This window comes from Butyricimonas synergistica DSM 23225 (assembly GCF_000379665.1).
Classification (GTDB): domain Bacteria; phylum Bacteroidota; class Bacteroidia; order Bacteroidales; family Marinifilaceae; genus Butyricimonas; species Butyricimonas synergistica.
In genome coordinates, this window is the sequence record NZ_KB903368.1 from 71,780 (window position 1) to 92,801 (window position 21,022).

Below are 21,022 nucleotides of genomic sequence, written 5' to 3' on the forward strand. Positions count from 1 at the left end.
GTTCCTGATTACAAAATTAGTCTTATTCAAACACTACAAAGTTATGACAAAAAAATGGAAAGGTGACTTTCTCTACCCGAGAAAGTGTACTCAAATTATGCGATTTATGAAAATTTATGTATTACTGATGGTGGTGGGTATGCTTCACGCGTATGGACGTGTACATTCACAGAATCTGACACTTAAGGTGAAAGATGTCACGTTAAAGGAGGTTTTTAAAGAGATCGAGAAAAGCTCGGAGTATCGCTTCTTGTTTAAATCGGACGATGTGGCGAACGTCAAGGGATTGACGCTGTCTGTTTCTATGGCTGACATTGACGAGGTGTTGGCATTGTGCCTGAAAGGGACGAAGTTGGTGTACGAGAAAGATGGTTCTTTAATCATAGTAAAGCGAGGAACAGACGAGGAGAAACCCCAGAAAAAACTGATAAAAGGAAAGATATTGGATGAAAACGGGGCAACTCTACCCGGGGCAACGATCGTGTTGAAAGGTACGGCTTTGGGGGGAGTGGCTAACGTGAAGGGTGAGTTTGCTCTTGAGATTCCTTACCGGGATTCCGTCGTGTTGTTGATTACTTTCGTGGGGTACGAGATGCAAGAGGTCGCTTTAGGCAAAGAGGATAATAAGGAGTTGGTTATCCGTTTGAAACCGGATGTGACGGAAATCGAGGAAGTGGTGATCACGGGATACGGGAAAGTGGATAAGCGATTGTCCGCCAGTGCGACCACTACTATAAAGATGGATGACATCCGTATTCCGAACGTGGCTTCGGTCGATGCAATGTTGCAGGGACGTGTGCCGGGATTGATGGTGATGACAAGTTCCGGTAGTCCGAACGCGACGCCTCGCATGAGAATCCGTGGTTCTTCCACTATTCATGGGAATGCCGCCCCGGTATGGGTGGTCGACGGAATTATCCAGGAAGATCCGGTAGAATTGTCTAACGACGAGATCAATAACGTGATCGCCGGTACGGATGCCACGTTGCGGGGACAATTGAACGATAACGCTAGTTTCAGTTTGCTGGGAAACGCTATTTCCGGTTTGAACCCGAGCGATATTGAAACGATGACATTCTTGAAGGATGCTTCCGCCACGGCTATTTACGGAACACGTGCGGCGAACGGGGTAATCGTGGTTACAACTAAAAAAGGACGGGTAGGTAAGCCTTCGGTTAATTTTTCTTCTTCTTTTGGTTTCACGGCTCGCCCGAGATACGAGGATTATAAATTGATGAATTCCAAAGAGCGGGTCGGGGTTTCCCGGGAAGTGGCGGAGAGTGGCTATCTGTATTCGGTAATGCCTTTTTCTACCGGTTACGAGGGGGCGTTGTTTGACTACTATGACGGAAAGATCAGTAAAAGTGAATTTGATGCACGTGTGGCTTCACTGGAAACGATGAACACGGACTGGTTCAAAATCTTGTTTCGGAATGCTTTCAATCAGGATTACGCTTTGAGTGTATCCGGGGGAACGGAAAATACCCGTTATTATCTTTCTGTCGGTTTTAATGATAGCAAGGGAAGTACCAAGGGCGACGATTTGCGGCGGTATAACGTGAACATGAATATCAATACTAAAATTGGTCGTTTCGTGGATGTCGAGGGAAAGTTGAGTTTTTCAGACCGGAAATCGGATGGTTTTTACATGGTGAATCCTTTGGATTACGCTTTGAAAGCCTCCCGGGCGATCAGTAAAGACGAGTTTTACACGACACAGTTGACAACGGTAGCGGGAATATCATCCAATTTTCCGTTGACCTATAATATTCTGAACGAGATCAAGCATACAGGCAACGAGGCAAAGGTTCGCCAAACGAACGCGAGCGTGGGTATCAATGCCAAGATTTTACCCGAGTTGACTTTGAATACACTTTTCGGGGTTACTTATGCCAATACCTTGAACTCGAAGTGGGCGGGTGAACGTTCAAATTATATTACTCAGATTCGAGGATATGATTACGGGAGTGTGGCGCCGAATAGCGCAGAGGAGAAGGCTTCCCGCTTGCCCAAGGGTGGTATTTTGATCTACGAGAACAAGAATAACACGACATTCACGGCTCGGGCTTCCATGAATTATAACAAAGTATTTTCCGAGGATCACGTGATTAATGCCATGTTGGGGTACGAGATTCGTTCTATCAAGTATGACGGTTTCAACACGACGGAATGGGGTTATTTCCCGGATCGGGGATTGGGTATCAGCTACGAGTACGACACGGGGACTTCCGGAAGTACATCATTAACCGGTAATTCTTCACTGGAAAAACACACGTCGAAGTTGACGAATACGGTATCCAACACGGTGTCGGGGTATGCGACTTTGGTGTATGCTTTCAAGAATCGCTACGTGCTGAATGCCAATATCCGTATGGATGCTTCCAATCGTTTCGGGCAATACACGAACAACAAGGCTCTGCCCGTGTGGAGCTTGGCGGGACGTTGGAGCGTATCGGAGGAACCCTGGTTCCGGCAGTTGGGCGAACAGGCGGAATTGAGTTTGCGCGCTTCTTTCGGTCGTCAGGGAAACGTGCCGTCTTCCGTGGGACCGAATTTGGTGGTAAAGTACCCGCAGACGGTAATCAATCGTTGGTCTGGAGAGTACGTGTTGAATATTAGTCGTTTGCCTTACCCGAATCTGCGTTGGGAGAAAACGAACACAATCAACTTGGGATTGGATTTCTCTTTCTTGAAAGGACGTATCAGCGGTACGGTGGATTATTATTACAAGAAAGGAAACGATATTATATTTAGCTTGGATGTGCCTGCCGAGTTTGGTGTGGCTAAGACTTATAAAAACGGGGCGGATATCAAAAATACCGGTTTCGAGTTGGCGTTGACTTTCGTGCCCGTGCGGACAAAGGATATCACGTGGACAATATCCCCGATATATTCAAAGAATAGTAACAACGTGGACAATACCGGAAAGAGTGAATACACGTACTTGGACTATTTGGCAGGAAATGCTTTCGAGAGCGGTAAGCCGGTGAATGCCATTTATTCGTGGAAATTCACGGGATTAGACCCGCAATACGGTTATGCTACTTTCGCGAATACTTCGCGGGTACAAAGTGAGGTGGTGAAAATGGATGACCCGAAAGAATATTTGGTGTATTCCGGTCAGAAAGATCCGAAGATCAGCGGAGGTTTTACTACTAGCTTGCGGTACAAAAACTTGACGTTGAATGCGAATTTCGCTTATAGTTTCGGAAACGTGAAACGTTTGAATTTCTTGTATGATGGCAAGTTCATGATGCCGTCGCCGCAGGATAATCTGCATTCCGATTTGCTGAAGCGTTGGAAAAAACCGGGTGACGAGGCGAAGACTAATATTCCGGGATTCGTGCTTGATGGTACCAGCGAGTATAATTTGTACGTGCCGATTCCGTCAACCGTATCGTTGAATTCTTATGATATGTACAATTACTCGGATATCCGGGTTGTTAAGGGTGATTTCTTGAGATGTCGTAATTTGTCGTTATCTTACGTGGTCCCCCCGAAGTTTATTCAGGATTTGGGTTTATCCTCGGCGTCCTGCACGTTCAACGTGACGAACCCGTTGACGATTTGCAGCAGCAAGTTCCGCGGACAGGATCCGGAACAGGAAGGAACGGGAGGTACGGCACTACCGATAATCCAGACTTACACGTTTTCTTTAAACATCAGTTTTTAATCTTTCAAAACGAGTGAACTATGATTTCTAAATTGAATATAATCTTATTAACCGTACTCGTTTTCGCGAGTGTTTCTTGCGGGGACTTTCTGAAAGAAGTTTCGCAGGATGAGTTCGAGCCTTCAACAACCACCGCTTACACGGAATTGTTGAATGGAGAAGGGTATAATTATAGCGTGGTAGATGCGTTGACTTGGTACATGGACGATGATGTGGACGGATGCGTGTCTTATACGCCTTCCGATGCACAAATGGCTTACAAGGATGTTTTCACGTGGCAATATTATATGGATCAGTCTTTGAAAGAGGCTTATTCGCAAGATCAGAGCACGTACGAGAATTTTTATTCCAAGATCATGGCGTGCAACGTGGTGATCGATAACGTGGAATCTTCTTTGGGAACAGAGTCGGAAATCGCTAACGTGTTGGGAGAGGCATTGACCTTGCGGGCGTACTATTATTTCCACCTGGTGAATATTTTCGCTACCCCGTACAATGATGCTCGCTCGGCTCCCGAGCAGAGATTAGGTGTGTCTTTGGTGACAAAATCCGAGATATTGGACGAAGGATACGCCCGTAATACGGTGGCGGAAGTGTACAAACAGATAACAGAGGATATCGAGAGGGCGATTGTTTTGTTGGAAAAGGATAAGGTCGATAACGGGCGTTTCCGAGTGAACTATGTGGCAGCCCATTTGATTGCTTCCCGGATTTACCTTTACATGGAAGAGTGGGATCAAGTGATAGACCATGCCACGAAAGCCATAGCAGGGGCTCCGGGATTGGTGTATTTGCCGGGATATACGTTTAGCGTGCCCAATTATCCGGAGAACTCCACGAATCCGGTTGTTTCATCTAATTTCCCGGAAACGATATTCGTGTATGGTTCGATGCCGTCGACGATGGGATTTGCCGGAACTCCGGTTTGTTTATCCGATGCCGTTGTCAATAGCTATACGGATAATGGTGACAGCCGGGTCGGGGCGTATTTCAAGAGGACAGCAAGTTATCTGAATTATCCTTACATGGAATTGAAGCACGGGAGAGCGGAACGGGGTTATGTGTGGCGTACCGCCGAATTGTACCTGAACAGGGCAGAGGCATATATGCAGAAATACAAGGAAGGGGAATCTTCTGCCGGGCAGTTGGCGGTGAATGATTTGAATGAATTGAGGAGCAACCGGATCACGAATTACACGAACTACCAGTTGAGTACGGCGGAGGATCTGGAAACGTTGTGCAAGCTGGAACGTCGTCGTGAATTGATTTTCGAGGGACACCGTTGGTTTGATTTGCGCCGTTACGGGATGCCACAGATTCAGCACAAGTGGATTGCCGATGAGGGAAGAACTACCACGTACACGTTAAGCGAGAAAGACCCGGGATACACGGTACCCATCCCCCAAGCCGTGTTGGATAGGAATAAGAAGTTGGTGCAAAATGAATTGGCTCCGGATAGACAAGGTTATTAACTGATAAAACACGAGAAAGATGAAAAATATATTATTTCTGTTATTGCTGATGGCTGGTATCATCGTGGCTTGCGATGAGGATAAGTTGACCCCGTCGGAACCTCAGGAGTTTTATGAGTTCCCGCAAGGTGATTCTGATTACGACCGGGAATTTGTAACTTTTTACGAGAAGTATAACACGCAATTCCTGTATAGATATAATGAATCTGATTTCCGCTGGAACGTGACGAGTTATATTCCTTTTTATTCAGTACCGGCGGATGAGGCATACGTGGAGAAAGCTTATCATTTTATAAAAGAGAGATGTTTGGACACGTGGGGAGAGGGCTTTTACAAGAATATATTACCGATGCGAATATTGTTGTCATCCAAAATCTATAGTGTGGCACAGAAATATGGTTCCATCTGGAATGAAGAAACGCAACAGTGGGAGTATAAAAGTTATTATGACACTACTTATCATGCTTCCACTTATGGTCTGAATCATATCGCTTTTGGTTACACGAGCGAGAAGTTTGATGAGTTGACGCCGGCGGAACAATTAAATGCAGTGGGAGAGTTGAATAAATCCTTGATCGGGTATGCGGCTTCCCGGGATAAAATTGTCATACCGGCAGAGTTTGTCGAATGGTATGATAAATATAGAAACAGTGTTTGGGAGGGTGCAGAGAATCGTTACGGTTTCCTTGAGTACTACAAGGATATGGATGTCGCTTATGATTTCGGGCTTTACGTGAAGTACCTGACCACGATGAGTGAAGAAGCGTTCAAGGCATGGGCGTTGTCAGATGATGTCGATACGAGTCAGGATTGGGATCAAGCGTCCGGTACGTACAAGCGGACTTACGCGATTACTAATAAATACAAGATCGTGTTGGAGTATTTCAAGACCGAGTTTAATATCGATCTTCATGCTATCGGAAATCAAGCTAATTAAATGATAGATATTGCCGATGAAGTAATCATCGGCAATAAAGAATGATAAAATAATCACTATGAAAAATAAGTTCGTAATTATTGTAATGCTGTTATGTGGTCTTGCCGTCAACGTGTTTGGGCAAGAGGAAAGCGTGGTTCAAGACCAGCAAGAGATTTCACGGTTGACGTTAAATCCGGAAGTTCCCCTGGTCGGGCGATCACTAGAATTGACCTATAACCCGGCGGGAGGACCGTTGGAGGGGAAGACAGATTTGGTCGGGATTGTCTATATGTATAATTTTTATCGTTGGGAGATTGGTGATGTACAACTGAAGCAGGAGGGGAAACTTTGGAAAGGAACGTTTGAAATGCCGGAGAATTGTGCATTTGTGGCTTTTAAATTCCAATCGACTTTTACTTTGCAACCGGATACAACGGATAACAACGGGGATAAAGGATTTATGTTCATTCCGAAAGATGCTACCGGGAATTATCTGCCGGGAAGGTATCTGGCTTGGGGGGTATTTCGTATGCCTTCGTTGGGCGAAGGGACGGGAAGTTATTTCACAGGGAATTACAAAGAGATTTCCGACGACGCGATTATGCTTTGGATAGATCAGGAGGCGAAGCATTATCCCCAGTACGGGCGTCTTTTTTTCGGGGTGATGAAGTCTGCTTTGAGAAAAATTCATGGAGATAATGCTAGTCGGGGGATTGCGCATTTGCTTAAAGTGATGGAGAATCAAGAAAATCTGACGGAAAATGAATACATGGAGATAAGTCATACTTACCGGTATGATTTAAAGAATAAAGAGAAAGCGGACAGTCTGGATCAAGTTATTCTTAAACTGTTCCCGCGTGGCGGATTGGCAAGGTTCAATCGTTCTTTGATCATGAATACAGTTCCGGCTGAAGAATATTTTGTCGCTGCCGATCAGTTTAGAAAAGATTTCCCGATAGCAGAATGGCGGAAGAATCCGGATTCAAGAGGATTCGTGTATGGTAATTTCTACCGGGAGTTAGCCACTAGATATTATAAAGCGGGAGATTACGGCAAATTGGAGGAAATATTACCGGAGATGAGTATGGTTATGCTGAATGATGTTTTTCGGAAAAGCGTGGAATTCGCGATTCGGAAAACTCCCACGCCGGCAGAAACTTTTGTCGATATATCCAAAAAGTTTATCGACCAGATGATCGTGAAAGTGGGTGATGGTTCGTATATGCAGGGAATGCAGTATTCTCCCCGTCAGGCGGAGGATCTGGCTCGTTTGTGGTTATATTATTACATTGGGGTTCATGCCCAGGTGGCAGAGAAGAGCGGTCGTTACGAGGAAGCCGTGAACTCGATGAACTTGATAGAAGAAGACCAACGTTATCTGTTCTATCCGGCGGGGAACGAGGCATATATTACAAGTTTGGAGAAATTGGGACGTCAGGCAGAGGCTTTCGAAGCGATGAAAGGAGCGGCTGGAGCAGGACAGATGACCCCGGTTATCTATGATAAGTTACGGGAGTATTATACGAGTTTGGAGAAGAAACCGGCAACTTTTGAAGCTTGGGTCGCGTCATTAAAACCTCGGAGTGAAGTAGAGAAAATAAAAAATAAACTTCGGGCAAAGATGATCGATATACCTTTTGAATCTTTTGTTTTGGAATCGCATCTTGGTGGTAAGGTGAAATCTGCCGGTTTCAAGAAGAATGAAATTGTGATACTTGATTTTTGGGCGTTGTGGTGTGCCCCGTGTATTGCCGCTTTGGATGGGATGCAGATGGCTGTGGATCTCTATGCGGACGATCCGAGTGTAAAATTCTATTTTATTATCACGCAGGACGAACCTAATAAGGTGAAGATCGATGCCTTGTGGAAAAAGAATAATTTCCATAACATGGAAGTGCTTTATGATGCTAACCGGGATGGAAAAAAATCTCGTGATGCCGTGTATAAATCCATGTTCCCCGGAACCTCGGGTATTCCCCAGAAAGCGATCCTTAAAAACGGTCGTATCCGTTATCTTGCAGAGGGATACGGGGGTAGTCCCAGTGGTTTGATGGATGAAATTTCTTACGTGGTTGAAATGCTAAAAGAAGAGAAATGATGATGTTGAAAAATAGTTTTATTGTCCTGTTGCTTGCGGCAACGGGACTCTTTTGCTCCTGTGGGAACGGGAATAATTACACGCTTACCGGTAGTTTGCCGATACGTTATGATGGTTGCCGTGTCTTCATGTCGCCCGCTACATATTATTTCTCTCCGGAAAAGCCTGCTCCGGTGGATAGTGGTGTGATCCGGAATGGAGAGTTTCAGTTCAGGGGAACGATTCAAGAACCCGCGGTGTTTGTCCTGACAGTCGAGGATGTGCGTGACAATGAAATTCCGGGTATGTATTCCACCCCGGTGATTATCGAACGGGGGAATATTAAAATTCTTTATGACACGGCAGGAATCACTTTATCCGGAACCCCTATCAACGATCGCTATATGGCAACTGTCGGGAAGGGACGGCTGGAGGAAAGGCGTAAACGACAGATATTGTTTCACGAGAGGGATAGTGTACTGCGTTTATCGGGACACGCCGGCAATGAGGTGAATAATTACTATAATACGCGAAGTCAAATCCTTTTTAGAGAAATCATGATTCCTGCAGCGGAAGAATTTATTCGAACGTATGCCGGAACAAGCGTAGGAGATTATTTCTTCTTTGATTGTTGTGCAAAAGATCTTTATAGTGAAGCTTTTGTCGAGGCTGTCTATCCAACGATCCAGCCGAAACTACGGGATCAGTATGAAACGTTAATTAGGACACGTCAGGAAAAGCAGAATTATTTTTCCAGTTCTCAGAAAGCGACGGAAGAGGGAATGCCTTTTCGTGAGATTGCGGCTCAAACCATCGAGGGGCAGGAAATCCGTTTGTCAGAATGCGTGAAAAAAGGAGGACTCGTGTTGTTGGATTTTTGGGGGTCATGGTGTATTCCCTGCATTCAGGAAATGCCTTTGCTGAAGGAATTACACGAGAAATACAGGAAGAAAGGTTTGGTGATAATAGGTATTTCGCTAGATAAAGATCGGGAAAAATGGCAAAATTCTCTCGAGAAATATAAGCCGACAGGTATTCAGGTTTCCGAGTTGAAGGGATGGGAAAGTGCTTCCCGTAATGATTACGGGGTTCAAGCGATCCCGTTTACACTATTGATAGACGGTTCCGGGAAAATTATAGCCCGCAACCCGCATGGTCCGAAATTAGTTGAAGCCATTGAGCAATATTTTGGTCATAAATCAAAATAGGGATTGTAATTAAAACCGTGGCGGCAAAGACTGGATAATTCTAATCTTGCCGCCACGGTTTTAATCATTTGTGTTCTTCGCAACTGCCGCATCCTTTGCAATCCTGTTTTTCGTTCTTTACAGCCGGATTGTCTTGCCCGCCTCGTTGACCGTGGTGATTCATGCCTTCCTTGCGGCGTTTTTCCATTTCTTGTTTTCTCTTTTCCAGGTTGGTTTGATAAATTTTATATTGCTCTTCCGTCAAAATTTTCTTTAAGGATAAATTCTGTTGGTCTTCAATTTTCTTGTTGTAGAACATCACGGAATCACGTTGTCCTTGGTATTTTTTCATGAGTTCGCCTCTTTTCTTGAAGTTTTCCGTGAACAACTCTTTCACTTGTTTTTCTTGTTTCTCGTCGAGTTTCAGTTCGGTCTTCATTTGTTCGACCATCTTTTTGACCATTTCTTCGGGATTCATGTGACCTCTTGGTCCGCGGTGTTGTTGCCCACGTTCTTGTGCGTTCAGATTAACAGTCATTAAAATGAATAATGACGAAATGATAAGGGTTAAAGTTTTCATGTTTTTATTCTTTAATTGTTTATAATTGCACGGGATTTAGGGGAAAAGAATATCCGTAAATCTCATGCTCGTTATTAAAATAGTTCTGCTTCTAAGACAAAACGGGAAAGAAAAGGTTTATCTGTATATATTTCATTTTCAAAAAAATCTTTAGGCGTGCGTCCAAAAAGGCTTTGTCTGCTTGCTATACAATTTAGAAATAAAATGAAGTGGAAAAAGTTTTGTTTCTACGGTTTTCTTCATAAGTTTGTGGTGTTTGACATATATGTCAGATTTGATCGTCAATCATAGGTCTATTTGTTATGAATGTTTATAAAGTTGGTCTTGATATTGGTTCTACCACGGCTAAGATAGTCGTATTGGATAAGAACGGAACGGATGTCCTTTTTTATAAGTATGAAAGGCATCAGGCAAAAGTGCAGGAATGTTTGTCCGGCTTTTTCCGGGAATTGGGAGAATTGGTCGGGGATGCCCCGTTGGCTGTTCAGGTTACCGGTTCTGTCGGTATGGGAGTTGCCGAGAAATGTGGCTTGCCATTCGTGCAGGAGGTCGTGGCAGCCACGAACTACATTCGTCAGCATCACCCCGGTGTTGCCAGTATGATTGACATCGGGGGAGAAGACGCCAAGGTCGTGTTCTTTCAGGATCATCAGGCTACCGACTTGCGGATGAACGGGAATTGTGCCGGGGGGACGGGAGCGTTCATCGATCAGATGGCAATACTGCTGGGTGTATCGGTTGAAGAATTGAATGAATTAGGATGCCGGGCGACACAAGTCTACCCGATAGCCTCCCGGTGTGGCGTGTTTAGCAAGACGGACGTGCAGAATTTAATCGCTAAAAACATATCGAAGGAGAATATCGCTGTTTCTATTTTTCACGCGGTAGCCGTGCAGACGGTTGTTACTCTTGCCCGCGGGTGTGATATAACAGCCCCAGTATTGTTTTGTGGCGGACCTTTGACTTTTATTCCGGCTCTTCGGAAAGCTTTTGCCGATTATTTGAATTTGTCTTTGGAAAAGGATTTCGTCCTGCCGGAGAAAGGTAATCTGATCCCGGCTTGGGGTGCCGCTTTAGCCATGACACCCCATGACATAAGTTTGTCCGCTTTACTCCGACTTTTGGAAACCCGCTTGGGCAATATATCATGTTCGGGTAGTAGCCTTCCGCCTATTTTCAAAGATCAATCGGAATATTCACGATGGAAAGAACGATTGGTACGGTACGGAATACAACGTGCAGAATTGAAAGCGAGAGTACAGCAGGTTGTTATCGGGATAGATTCCGGTTCCACCACGACAAAAATCGTGGTACTCGATGCGGATGACCGGATGGTTTATTCCTATTACCACGATAATAACGGGAATCCGATAAAAGCCGTGGAAGACGGGTTGCGGGAATTGTATGAAGAATGCCAAAGAAAAGGAACGACCTTGAAAATCAAGGGTGGTTGCTCTACCGGGTATGGAGAAGAATTAATCAAGGCGGCATTCCAGATGGACGCCAGTATTATCGAAACCATAGCCCACTATACTGCCGCCAAGCATATAGATAAGGACGTGTCTTTTATTTTGGATATTGGCGGGCAGGACATGAAGGCGATTTGCATCCACGACGGGGTAATTAACCGGATAGAAATCAATGAAGCCTGTTCGTCCGGTTGTGGTTCTTTCATCAGTACCTTTGCGCAATCCTTGGATTACGGGATTGACGATTTCGCCAAAGCTGCTTGTCATTCGCGAGCCCCGAGTGATCTGGGTACGCGTTGTACCGTTTTCATGAACTCCAAGGTGAAACAGGTACTCCGGGAAGGTGCTTCCGTGGCGGATATTGCGGCGGGATTGTCGTATTCGGTGGTTAAAAACTGCCTTTATAAGGTCTTGCAATTGAAAAACACGGACGAGCTTGGCGAGCATATCGTCGTGCAAGGGGGTACAATGCGCAATGACTCTATCGTGCGGGGACTGGAAATACTCACGGGACGGGAAGTTGCTCGTGGTGATTGTCCCGAATTGATGGGAGCCTTGGGATGTGCTTTGTATGCGCGACATATTGAACAAGCCCGAGAAATGGATTTGCGGGATATGATACATCTTGCCCGGTTCACTTCCAGCCAGTTGCAATGCCGGGGGTGCGAGAATCAATGCGCTGTTACCCGTTACACGTTTGATAACAAGAACAGTTATTTTTCCGGAAACCGGTGCGAGAAGGCGTACACGAACAAGGGAAACATCTCGGGCGAGGGAGTGAACGTGTACGAGAGAAAGATCAAGTTACTGTTCGACCGGGAGGCGCCCGTCGCTCGTCCTTTGCTGACCATCGGTATTCCCCGTTGCCTGAATATGTATGAAGAATATCCTTTTTGGCATACCCTGTTTTCCCGTTGCGGCATTCAGGTCAGCCTGTCATCCCCTTCCACCTTTGACAAGTATGAAACGGCAGCCAATAGGGTGATGTCAGACAACATCTGTTTCCCGGCGAAGTTGGTACACGGTCACGTCCAAGATCTTGTAGAACGTCGTGTCGACCGGATATTCATGCCGTTTGTCGTGTTCGAGAAAATGGACAAGCAACAGCAGAATAGTTACAATTGCCCCATCGTGTCCGGTTACTCGGAAGTGATCAAGAGTGTACAGTCCGAGGATATACCGGTTGATGCCCCGGCTATCACGTTTAAAGACCAAGCCTTGTTGTACAAGCAATGCGCTGAATACCTCGGGGCATTGGGTGTTCCCGGGCACACGTTTCGGGCGGCATTCGAGCGGGCATTGAAAGAACAGGATGCTTTCGAGCGGGAGATTGCCGCCTATGCCCGTGAGGTCATGGAAGAAGGGCGTCGGAAGCATAAGCTGGTGATCCTGCTTGCCGGGCGTCCTTATCATTCCGATCCGCTGATACAGCATAAGGTGTCGAATATGATTGCCGCGATGGGAGTGTACGTGATCACGGATGATATTGTCCGTCAACAAAAAATCTCGTTGGAAGGAGTAAATTTTCTCCCTCAATGGGCGTTCACGAACCGTATCTTGAAAGCGGCGAAATGGGCTGCCGGGCAAGGCAACGAGGTACAGTATATGCAATTGACCTCCTTCGGTTGCGGACCGGACGCATTCCTGACCGACGAAGTCCGCGCTTTATTGAAACAGTACGGGAAAAATCTTACCCTGCTGAAAATAGACGACGTTAGCAATATCGGTTCCATCAAATTGCGGGTACGTTCTTTGGTGGAGAGCCTGCATATCAGTCTGCGTCAGTCCGCTGACGGGTCAAAACGGATCGTTTCTACTCGCCCTTTCGTGAAAGAAGACAAAAAGAAGAAGATCATCGTTCCTTTCTTCACGCCTTTTATTTCACCGCTCATCCCGCCGCTCATGAAAGTAGCGGGGTATGATGCCGAGAATCTGCCGATAAGCGATACCCGTTCGTGTGATTGGGGGTTAAAGTATTCCAATAACGAGGTGTGTTACCCGGCTACCCTGATCGTGGGCGACATCGTGAAGGCTTTCAAGGACGGGCTTTATGACCCGGACAACACTTGTGTTGCCATTACCCAGACGGGTGGTCAGTGTCGTGCCAGCAATTACATTTCTCTGATCAAAAAGGCATTGATCGAGAATGGATACGTCAATACCCCGGTCGTGTCGCTTGCCCTCGGAAGCGGGATCAGTAACGATCAACCCGGGTTCAGCATCAATTGGTCTAAGATCGTGCCGATAGCCCTTGCCGCGGTATTGTACAGTGATTGTATCGCGAAATTCTATTACGCCTCTGTCGTTCGGGAGAGGGAGCAAGGGCAAGCAGCCGGGTTAAGGGATCTGTATCTAGAAAAGGCAAAAGTGGCTATTTTACGGAAAAGCATGGGCGATTTGTACCGTGATCTCTCGTTGGCAGCCCGCGATTTCGACAGGATTTGCCAGCAAAAGTTCACACCTAAAGTCGGTGTCGTTGGAGAGATATTCTTGAAATTCAATCCTTTCGCTCAAAAGAACGTCATGTCGTGGCTTGTCGATAAACAGATTGAGGTGATCCCCCCGTTGATGTCCGATTTCTTCATGCAGAGTTTTGTCAATTTGAAAGCGATGCAAGACAGTCATTTGAAACGCAAGTATGTACCGGATGTCGTGATCGACTGGCTGTATGGCAAGGTGCGGAAGCAAATCAACCGGATCAACGAGATCGGGAAAGAGTTTAAATACTTTCTTCCGTTCGAGAGTATTTACGAGAAAGCGGAAAATGCCAAGCGGGTGATCTCCCTGAACGCCCAGTTCGGCGAGGGATGGTTGATTGCCGGGGAGATGGTGTCGTTTGCCGCCCGGGGGATCAATCATGTCATCAGTTTGCAACCTTTCGGCTGTATAGCCAACCATATCGTGGAAAAAGGAATAGAAAAACGGATAAAATCTTTTTATCCGCAAGTGAATATACTATCTTTAGACTTTGATAGCAGTGTCAGTGATGTGAATATTGTCAATCGAATGTTATTGTTCATTGACAACATAAAAAAGTGAAACATGGGAGCATTAGAAAACAACGAGTTAGAGCAACAAATAATAGAAACGGCGAAGCGGCTTTTTGTGGAAAAAGGGTTTGTCGAAACCAGCATGAGTGATATTGCGGCAACCGTCGGGATAAACCGTCCCACGTTACATTACTATTTTAGGACGAAAGACCGGATGTTTCAGGCGGTGTTCAGTTCGATCGTCATGTCCTTGTTGCCGCGGGTACGGGAAATCATGAAACGGGATATTCCGTTTATGGAACGGGTGAGTATGGTACTGGATGAATATTTGGTACGTTTTATCGAGAATCCCTATATTCCTAAATTTATATGCGAGGAAGTACAACGGGATGTGAATCATCTACTTGCGACTGCCAAGGAAATGCAATTTGAGGAAACTTTTGCCATCATCAAGGAGGGATTACAGTCCGAGATGGAGGCGGGACGCTTGAAAACCGTGCCCCTGCATATTTTATTCCTGACGTTTTATGGTTTACTTCTTTTCCCACTTTTGTCGAAAAATTTGGTGGTCACCCTGTTCTTGAAAGAGGATTCCGAATTTGAACTTTTGTTGTGGGAGTGGAAACAATATATCCTTCTCCATTTGAAGAATTTGTTGTGTGTCGATGGATAAATGGAAATTAAAAAATTACCCAAAAAGAAATGGGAGTAGTATCTTTTGTCGTATTTTTGTGGGGAAATAGGTGATGAGAGTCAAAGAGGTATTCAAAAAATAACTTTCATAATGGTGGTAATTTGGGAAACGAAGAAGTAGATATTATTCTTGAATTTGCCCGTGGGGAGGAGAAAGCGTTCCGCGTGCTGTATGACAGGTATGCGGTTGCCTTGCGTTATTTTGCGGCGAAGTACGTGAGCGATGAGGATGTGATCGAGGATATCCTGCAGGACGCTTTCGTGGCATTGTGGGAGAAAAGAACGGAATTTTGCGTGGAAAATGCCGTGAAGGCTTATCTTTATAAGGTCGTGCGGCACGGTTGCCTGAATCTGATCCGACACAAACAGGTCGAAAATAAGTACGCAGAGAAGATATTGCAAGAGGGGGATGAGGCGGAGTCTTTTCTCGACCAAATACTGGAATCCGAGATATTCCAAGTATTGCTTACCGTGTTCGATGAATTATCTCCCGCCTGTAAAGAGGTTTACCGGATGAGTTTGAATGGGGACAGTCACGAGGAGATTGCCCGAAAGTTGAATATCTCTATCAATACCGTGAAAAAACACAAGAATAACGCTAACCATTATATGAAGGAGCGTTTGAAAAATGTGTTGTCCATCTTGTTGTGGATTTCCTGAAAAAGGGGATGTTTCAAGACAAATTCTAGCGTGTTAAGTGTGAAATAATATCAATGAAAGATATTTTATAGTAATCATTTTCGTATTTTCTTGGTAGCCTCTCCCATTCATCTCCCATTCTTTCCCTATTCATAGCCTATTTTAATAGTAAAAATATAGGATTTTTAAATAATTTATATGGTGTAAAATTCCTTATTGATATATAAAATATTCGAGATATATAAGGAGCATTGGTATAAATTGTATAGGACTTCGGTGGAAAAATAAAAAAAGTGCGGTTTGCTATTACACCAAATGGTACTTTGCGTGCTTTAGTATAAAACTAAAGAATGAAAGTATGCGAATGCGAGATGATAATAGGATAAAACAGTTGATCGTGGACCACGTGAAAGGAGTGTTGGACGACGTGGGGGAACGGGAGTTGTGGGTTTGGCGGAAAATGAGCGTGGAGCACGAGGAGATGTTTCAGCGGTTGGTATACATGCAGCGTTTGGAAGAAGGATTCCGTCGGTTCGTGAAGTCGCCGGAGGCGGAGAATCGGGCATGGGAAAGGATATTGAACCGAACGACACGTAAGGGACAGCGTGTAAGGAAATTATCGTGGCTTAAGTATGCGGCGATATTCGCTTTGCCGTTATTGATAGGAGGAATGATTTATTTTGCCTTGAACCGTGAGGACAAGAAGGTGCCGTTGGCTGTCGTGACAGAGATTATGCCGGGTAAGGCAAAGGCTGAACTTGTTTTGCCGGGAGGAGATAAAGTTTTGTTGGCAGACGGGACAAGACGGACGGTACGAAATGGGGTAAGTAATACGGGAGATACATTGCGTTATGAAGAAACGGAAGGCGAACCGTCGGACGGAGTGGAGGAATATCACTTGTTGCGGGTGCCGCGGGGTGGGGAATACACGCTCGTGTTAGCGGATGGGACGACGGTGTACCTGAATGCCGAATCGGAGTTGAGGTATCCCGTGAAGTTCTCGGGCGAGAGGCGGAAGGTGTACTTGCAGGGGGAGGCTTATTTCGACGTGGCACGTGATGAACGGAAGCCTTTCACGGTGGAGGCGCAAGGGATGGAAGTGCTGGTGTTGGGAACTTCTTTCGGTGTGCGGGCATACGGGAGTGAGGAAAACGTGCTGGCTACACTCGTGCAGGGACGAGTAGATATCTTGGTCGATGGGCAACGTGCCGAATTGGTACCCGGGCAACAGGCTGATTTTAACCGGAAGAGCGATCGGTTGACAGTGGCGGAAGTGGATGTCGAGTTGTATGTCGGTTGGAAGGATGGTCGGTTGGTGTTTGATAATCAACCGTTGTCCGTGATCTTGAACGAGCTGGGACGCTGGTATTCGTTCGACGTGGTTTACACGAACAAAGAGTTGAAGCGGATACCCTATTCGTTGAATATCAAGAAGCATGAGGATATAGCCCACGTGTTGAAGTTTATTGAACGGACGGGGAAAGTGAAATTTGAAATTAACAAGAATATGATTATCGTGAAATAAAAATAAAAGAGCAGTGCTGCGAACACTGCCCTTTGTCAAACTTTTCAATCCTGCTGCGAACAGGAGTTGAAATATTGTTCAATCATAAACACAAAGTTATGGAAAAAAGATGTTATGCCTATATGGATAGGCGTAGAAAAGTAATGAAGTTTATTTTAATGATGAAAGCGACGTTTATTTTATCGGTTTTATTCGTGCTGCAAGTGCACGCGGGGGTGTATTCCCAGCAGATTCGGATGAGTATGACGTTGGACAAGGCGTCACTTAAGCAGATTATTGGGGAGATCAAGAAAAACACGGAATTTAGTTTCGTGTATAGTGATGCGGATATTGCCGGGGTGGTGCGAGAGCATGTATCATTTAAGGATGAAACGGTGGAAAAGATTCTGGAGGTTTGCCTGAAAGGGACAGGGTTGCACTTCTCTATCGAGGAAAAAACGATTGTTATCCGGAAGGAGAATCCGTCGGAACAACATGCGGTTGAAAAAAAAGTGGTGAAAGGTTTGGTGACGGACGAGAAGGGGGTGCCGCTTCCTGGCGTGACTGTGTTATTGAAGGGAACGACGATGGGGGTGACGACCGATGTGAAGGGGAAATTTTCTATTTTGATTTCAGATACGACAAAGACCGAATTGGTTTTTCGTTTCGTGGGGATGAAAACCCTGACACTCAAGTATCAGGATCGCCCGAAAAAGGGAGAGTGGACGATACAGATGGAAGAGGATTTAGTGGCAATGGATGAGGTAGTCGTGGTGAGCACCGGTTATGGAGATGTGGATCGTCGTCGTTTGACGAGTGCCGTGACTTCTTTGAAGATGGACGATATCATGGTTGCGGGATTAAATTCCGTGGATCAGATGTTAGAAGGACGTATCCCGGGAATGATTTTCATGCAAAATTCTGGACAAGTGGGTGCTACCCCGAAGGTGAGAATCAGGGGGAATTCCACGGTGATTGGTAATAGGGAACCCTTGTGGGTGGTGGACGGTATCGTGCAGAGTGATCCCGTGAATGTGGATCCTGCACAGTTGAATGACTTGGATTTCGTGAATTTGTTAGGTAACGCGATTGCCGGGTTGAACCCGGAGGATATCGAACGGATCGACGTGTTGAAGGACGCTGCCGCCACGGCAATTTACGGAACCCGGGCGGCTAACGGGGTAATTGTGATTACGACGAAGAAAGGTAAGATGGGACCTCCGACTGTTTCTTATGCTTTCACGGGAACGTTTACTCGTCGTCCCCATTACACGGATGATGCGATCTATATGATGAATTCTAAGCAGCGCGTGGAGGCTTCCAGGGAGTTGTTCGACCGGCAGATTGGTTACGAAAATGTTTACAATTTCGTGGGATTTGAGAAAGCTGTATTGGATTATAATGCTGGACGCATTGATTACAAGGAGCTTTCCCGATTGACCGATTACTACGAGACGTTGAACACGGACTGGTTCGATATCCTTTGCCGGAATTCATTTTCAAACAAGCATACTTTGAGTTTGAACGGAGGGTCCGAGAATATTCACTATTATGCTTCCGTGGGGTATAATGACCAGCAGGGTGTGATTAAAAAGGAAGAGTATAAACAAATGACCGCGAATTTGAAGTTGAACGGGACATTTAATAAGTTGCAATTCCAATTCAGCACGAATTTCAATACTTTGAAGAAACATTATACCCCAAGTGTGGATGGGGTCAGCGTGACACAATATGCTTACGAAACGAACCGGGCATTGCCTGCTTATAATCCTGATGGTAGCCGGGCTTTTTACCAGAAGAGCGAGGTCGGGTTGAACAAGGAGTTGTTGTTCAATATGGAGAACGAGATGGATAAAACCTACCAGAAGATCGAGGGCAATACGGTGAATCTTACCGGATTGGTGAAATACATGTTTTGGGATGTTTTGACCGTGGAGGGGACGGCTTCGTATTCTTCCAGCGTGACGAACCAGGATGATATTTACGAGGAGGGCTCCTATTATATCGGAAAATTGCGAGGAACAACTGATAATAAATATAATCTGTGTCCTGTTGGTGGCGAGTGGAATAATATGAATACGCGGCAAAATTCATGGTTAGCCCGTTTGCAACTAAATTATATAAAGGAATTCGGAGAAAATAATGAGCATTACGTGGTAGGAACTTTAGGAGGGGAGCTTTCGTCTAAAAAGTACAACACGGTAAAGATGACTCAAAGAGGGTATTACCCGGATAGGGGATTGAGTTTCGGGAATGTGGATAGTAAGGATTTGCTTGATAACGGTCTGGACGGGTATACTGAGTTCCGTAATTGGTTGGCCTCTAATGAGCCGAAACTCACGGAAATGAAGACGAATTTAGGTTCATTGTATTTCTCTGCCAGTTACACGTATAATAATTTGTACACGATTAATTTCAATACCCGTATGGATGTTTCGAATCAATTCGGTAGCCGTAGCCGGGAAAAGTTGTTGCCTATCTGGTCCGTGTCCGGGCGTTGGGATATCGGGCGCCAGTTTTGGAAAGATAATGATAACGTGAATGAATTGGCGTTAAAGTTGTCTTATGGGCACCAGGGGAATATGATTGACGGGCAGACTAGTAGAATGATTATTAATAAAGATGCTCCTGATGAGTATTTCGGAAAATTTGTTTCCACGTTAAATGCGTTCCCGAATCCGGATTTGAAATGGGAAACGACTTCTTCTTATAATGCCGAGTTGACGTTTTCGTTGCTGAAGAATAAAATCTCGGGTTCCGTGGGTTATTTCTACAAGAAGACGAGCAATGCTTTCTTGAATAAAACGATTTCTACGGTGAACGGGCGTAAAACTTACGTGGTAAACGAAGGAACTTTGGAGAATCAGGGAGTGGAAGTTACCTTGAGTTTTATGCCGTTTAATCAACAAGTTGGGGCTAACGGTAAGCGGGGATTCGTGTGGCGTTTCGATCCGCAAATCGGTCAGGTCGTGAATAATTTGATCAATAAGGCTATTAATAATGATAATAACGTGTTGCGCAATGACGTGACTTACGAAGATTTCTTAAACGGTGATGCGGAAGTGTCCGGGAAACCGTTGGAAACTTTTTATTCATACCGGTTTAAGGGATTAAGTCCAGAGGATGGTAGTCCCTTGTTTTATGGGCTTGAAGCGGATCGGGCAGAAGAGTTGGCCGAGAAATATAGTAAGATGTCGAACGAGAACGTGATTTTGGAGGTGATGGAGTCTAGTGGAACCCGTGTGCCGGTGTTGCAAGGTGGTTTCTCGAACTATTTCGGGTATCGTCAATTCGGGTTGTCGTTTAATTTTACATACAGTTTGGGAAACAAGATTCGTATGTTGAAGTTGTGCGAAGATTTTAATATTCGTCCTTATCCGCATAAAAATATGCGTCGCGAGTTCGTGAATCGTTGGCGGCGTCCGGGTGATGAGGCAAAAACCAATATCCCGGGATTGGTTACCGGTGATAAAGCGGGTAGAGGTTCTAGCTGGTGGAATAATACAAGTTATACGTTTGAGTTTGCGGATAGAGCTGATTCTTATTACTCTTTATATGATTATTCAGATGTCCGCGTGATAAAAGGTGATTATTTGAAGCTGCAATCCCTTTCGTTACGTTATAACGTGGATGACAGGCTTTGCCAGAAATTGGGGTTGAAGTCTGCTTATGTTAGTTTGTCGGGAACGAACCTTTTCACTTGGCAAAGTAAAAAAGCAAAGGGAATGGACGTGACTTCGCAGTCAGGAAGCGCATCGGTGATTAATTTGTCCGTTCGTCCGAGTTATTCATTATCCTTAAATGTAACTTTTTAATTGA

General features: G+C 45.2%; 11 protein-coding genes. 10 read left to right on the plus strand and 1 reads right to left on the minus strand.

Annotated features, from left to right (window positions below; genetic code table 11):
* Window positions 1-106: 106 nt before the first annotated feature.
* The 5 genes from A3CY_RS0114515 to A3CY_RS22145 are packed head-to-tail and all read left to right on the plus strand — an operon-like array spanning window position 107 to window position 9,349.
* Window positions 107-3,673, plus strand: a complete 3,567-nt coding sequence (locus A3CY_RS0114515; protein ID WP_026207702.1) for a SusC/RagA family TonB-linked outer membrane protein — start codon at window positions 107-109, stop codon at window positions 3,671-3,673.
* 20 nt (window positions 3,674-3,693) lie between these two features.
* A complete protein-coding gene (locus A3CY_RS0114520; protein ID WP_018338656.1) occupies window positions 3,694-5,145 on the plus strand; it encodes a RagB/SusD family nutrient uptake outer membrane protein in 1,452 nt (483 codons plus the stop codon).
* A gap of 19 nt (window positions 5,146-5,164) precedes the next feature.
* The gene (locus tag A3CY_RS0114525) at window positions 5,165-6,082 is read left to right on the plus strand and encodes a zinc-binding metallopeptidase (protein ID WP_018338657.1); all 918 of its coding nucleotides are present in this window, start codon (window positions 5,165-5,167) and stop codon (window positions 6,080-6,082) included.
* 58 nt (window positions 6,083-6,140) lie between these two features.
* Window positions 6,141-8,162, plus strand: a complete 2,022-nt coding sequence (locus tag A3CY_RS0114530) for a TlpA family protein disulfide reductase (RefSeq protein WP_018338658.1) — start codon at window positions 6,141-6,143, stop codon at window positions 8,160-8,162.
* Entirely contained in the window at window positions 8,159-9,349 is a 1,191-nt protein-coding gene (locus A3CY_RS22145) for a TlpA disulfide reductase family protein (protein ID WP_018338659.1), read from the plus strand. Before A3CY_RS0114530 ends, A3CY_RS22145 begins: the two co-directional genes overlap by 4 nt.
* Window positions 9,350-9,413: 64 nt before the next feature.
* On the opposite strand, the gene A3CY_RS21145 is transcribed toward A3CY_RS22145, so the two are convergent.
* Window positions 9,414-9,908 (minus strand): hypothetical protein, encoded by a 495-nt coding sequence (locus A3CY_RS21145; protein WP_018338660.1) that lies wholly within the window; start codon window positions 9,906-9,908, stop codon window positions 9,414-9,416.
* Between the two features lie 302 nt (window positions 9,909-10,210).
* Between A3CY_RS21145 and A3CY_RS0114545 the strand changes: the two genes are divergently transcribed.
* From A3CY_RS0114545 to A3CY_RS0114565, 5 genes are all read left to right on the plus strand, one after another.
* Window positions 10,211-14,416 (plus strand): acyl-CoA dehydratase activase-related protein, encoded by a 4,206-nt coding sequence (locus A3CY_RS0114545; protein ID WP_018338661.1) that lies wholly within the window; start codon window positions 10,211-10,213, stop codon window positions 14,414-14,416.
* Between the two features lie 3 nt (window positions 14,417-14,419).
* Window positions 14,420-15,040: a TetR/AcrR family transcriptional regulator gene (locus A3CY_RS0114550; protein WP_018338662.1), complete on the plus strand. Its 621-nt coding sequence runs from the start codon at window positions 14,420-14,422 to the stop codon at window positions 15,038-15,040.
* A gap of 122 nt (window positions 15,041-15,162) precedes the next feature.
* Complete coding sequence (locus tag A3CY_RS0114555; RefSeq protein ID WP_018338663.1) at window positions 15,163-15,720, plus strand: RNA polymerase sigma-70 factor; 558 nt, start codon at window positions 15,163-15,165, stop codon at window positions 15,718-15,720.
* Window positions 15,721-16,057: 337 nt separating this feature from the next.
* Window positions 16,058-17,224 (plus strand): FecR family protein, encoded by a 1,167-nt coding sequence (locus A3CY_RS0114560; RefSeq protein ID WP_081619474.1) that lies wholly within the window; start codon window positions 16,058-16,060, stop codon window positions 17,222-17,224.
* Between the two features lie 98 nt (window positions 17,225-17,322).
* A complete protein-coding gene (locus tag A3CY_RS0114565) occupies window positions 17,323-21,018 on the plus strand; it encodes a SusC/RagA family TonB-linked outer membrane protein (RefSeq protein ID WP_018338665.1) in 3,696 nt (1,231 codons plus the stop codon).
* The last annotated feature ends 4 nt before the right edge of the window (window positions 21,019-21,022 follow it).

What these genes read in the sequence shown, in the direction of transcription:
- A3CY_RS0114515 (WP_026207702.1), top strand. Translation starts at nt 107, where the DNA reads ATGAAAATTTATGTATTACTGATGGTGGTGGGTATGCTTCACGCGTAT.
- A3CY_RS0114520 (WP_018338656.1), top strand. Translation starts at nt 3,694, where the DNA reads ATGATTTCTAAATTGAATATAATCTTATTAACCGTACTCGTTTTCGCG.
- A3CY_RS0114525 (WP_018338657.1), top strand. Translation starts at nt 5,165, where the DNA reads ATGAAAAATATATTATTTCTGTTATTGCTGATGGCTGGTATCATCGTG.
- A3CY_RS0114530 (WP_018338658.1), top strand. Translation starts at nt 6,141, where the DNA reads ATGAAAAATAAGTTCGTAATTATTGTAATGCTGTTATGTGGTCTTGCC.
- A3CY_RS22145 (WP_018338659.1), top strand. Translation starts at nt 8,159, where the DNA reads ATGATGATGTTGAAAAATAGTTTTATTGTCCTGTTGCTTGCGGCAACG.
- A3CY_RS21145 (WP_018338660.1), bottom strand. Translation starts at nt 9,908, where the DNA reads ATGAAAACTTTAACCCTTATCATTTCGTCATTATTCATTTTAATGACT.
- A3CY_RS0114545 (WP_018338661.1), top strand. Translation starts at nt 10,211, where the DNA reads ATGAATGTTTATAAAGTTGGTCTTGATATTGGTTCTACCACGGCTAAG.
- A3CY_RS0114550 (WP_018338662.1), top strand. Translation starts at nt 14,420, where the DNA reads ATGGGAGCATTAGAAAACAACGAGTTAGAGCAACAAATAATAGAAACG.
- A3CY_RS0114560 (WP_081619474.1), top strand. Translation starts at nt 16,058, where the DNA reads ATGCGAATGCGAGATGATAATAGGATAAAACAGTTGATCGTGGACCAC.
- A3CY_RS0114565 (WP_018338665.1), top strand. Translation starts at nt 17,323, where the DNA reads ATGGAAAAAAGATGTTATGCCTATATGGATAGGCGTAGAAAAGTAATG.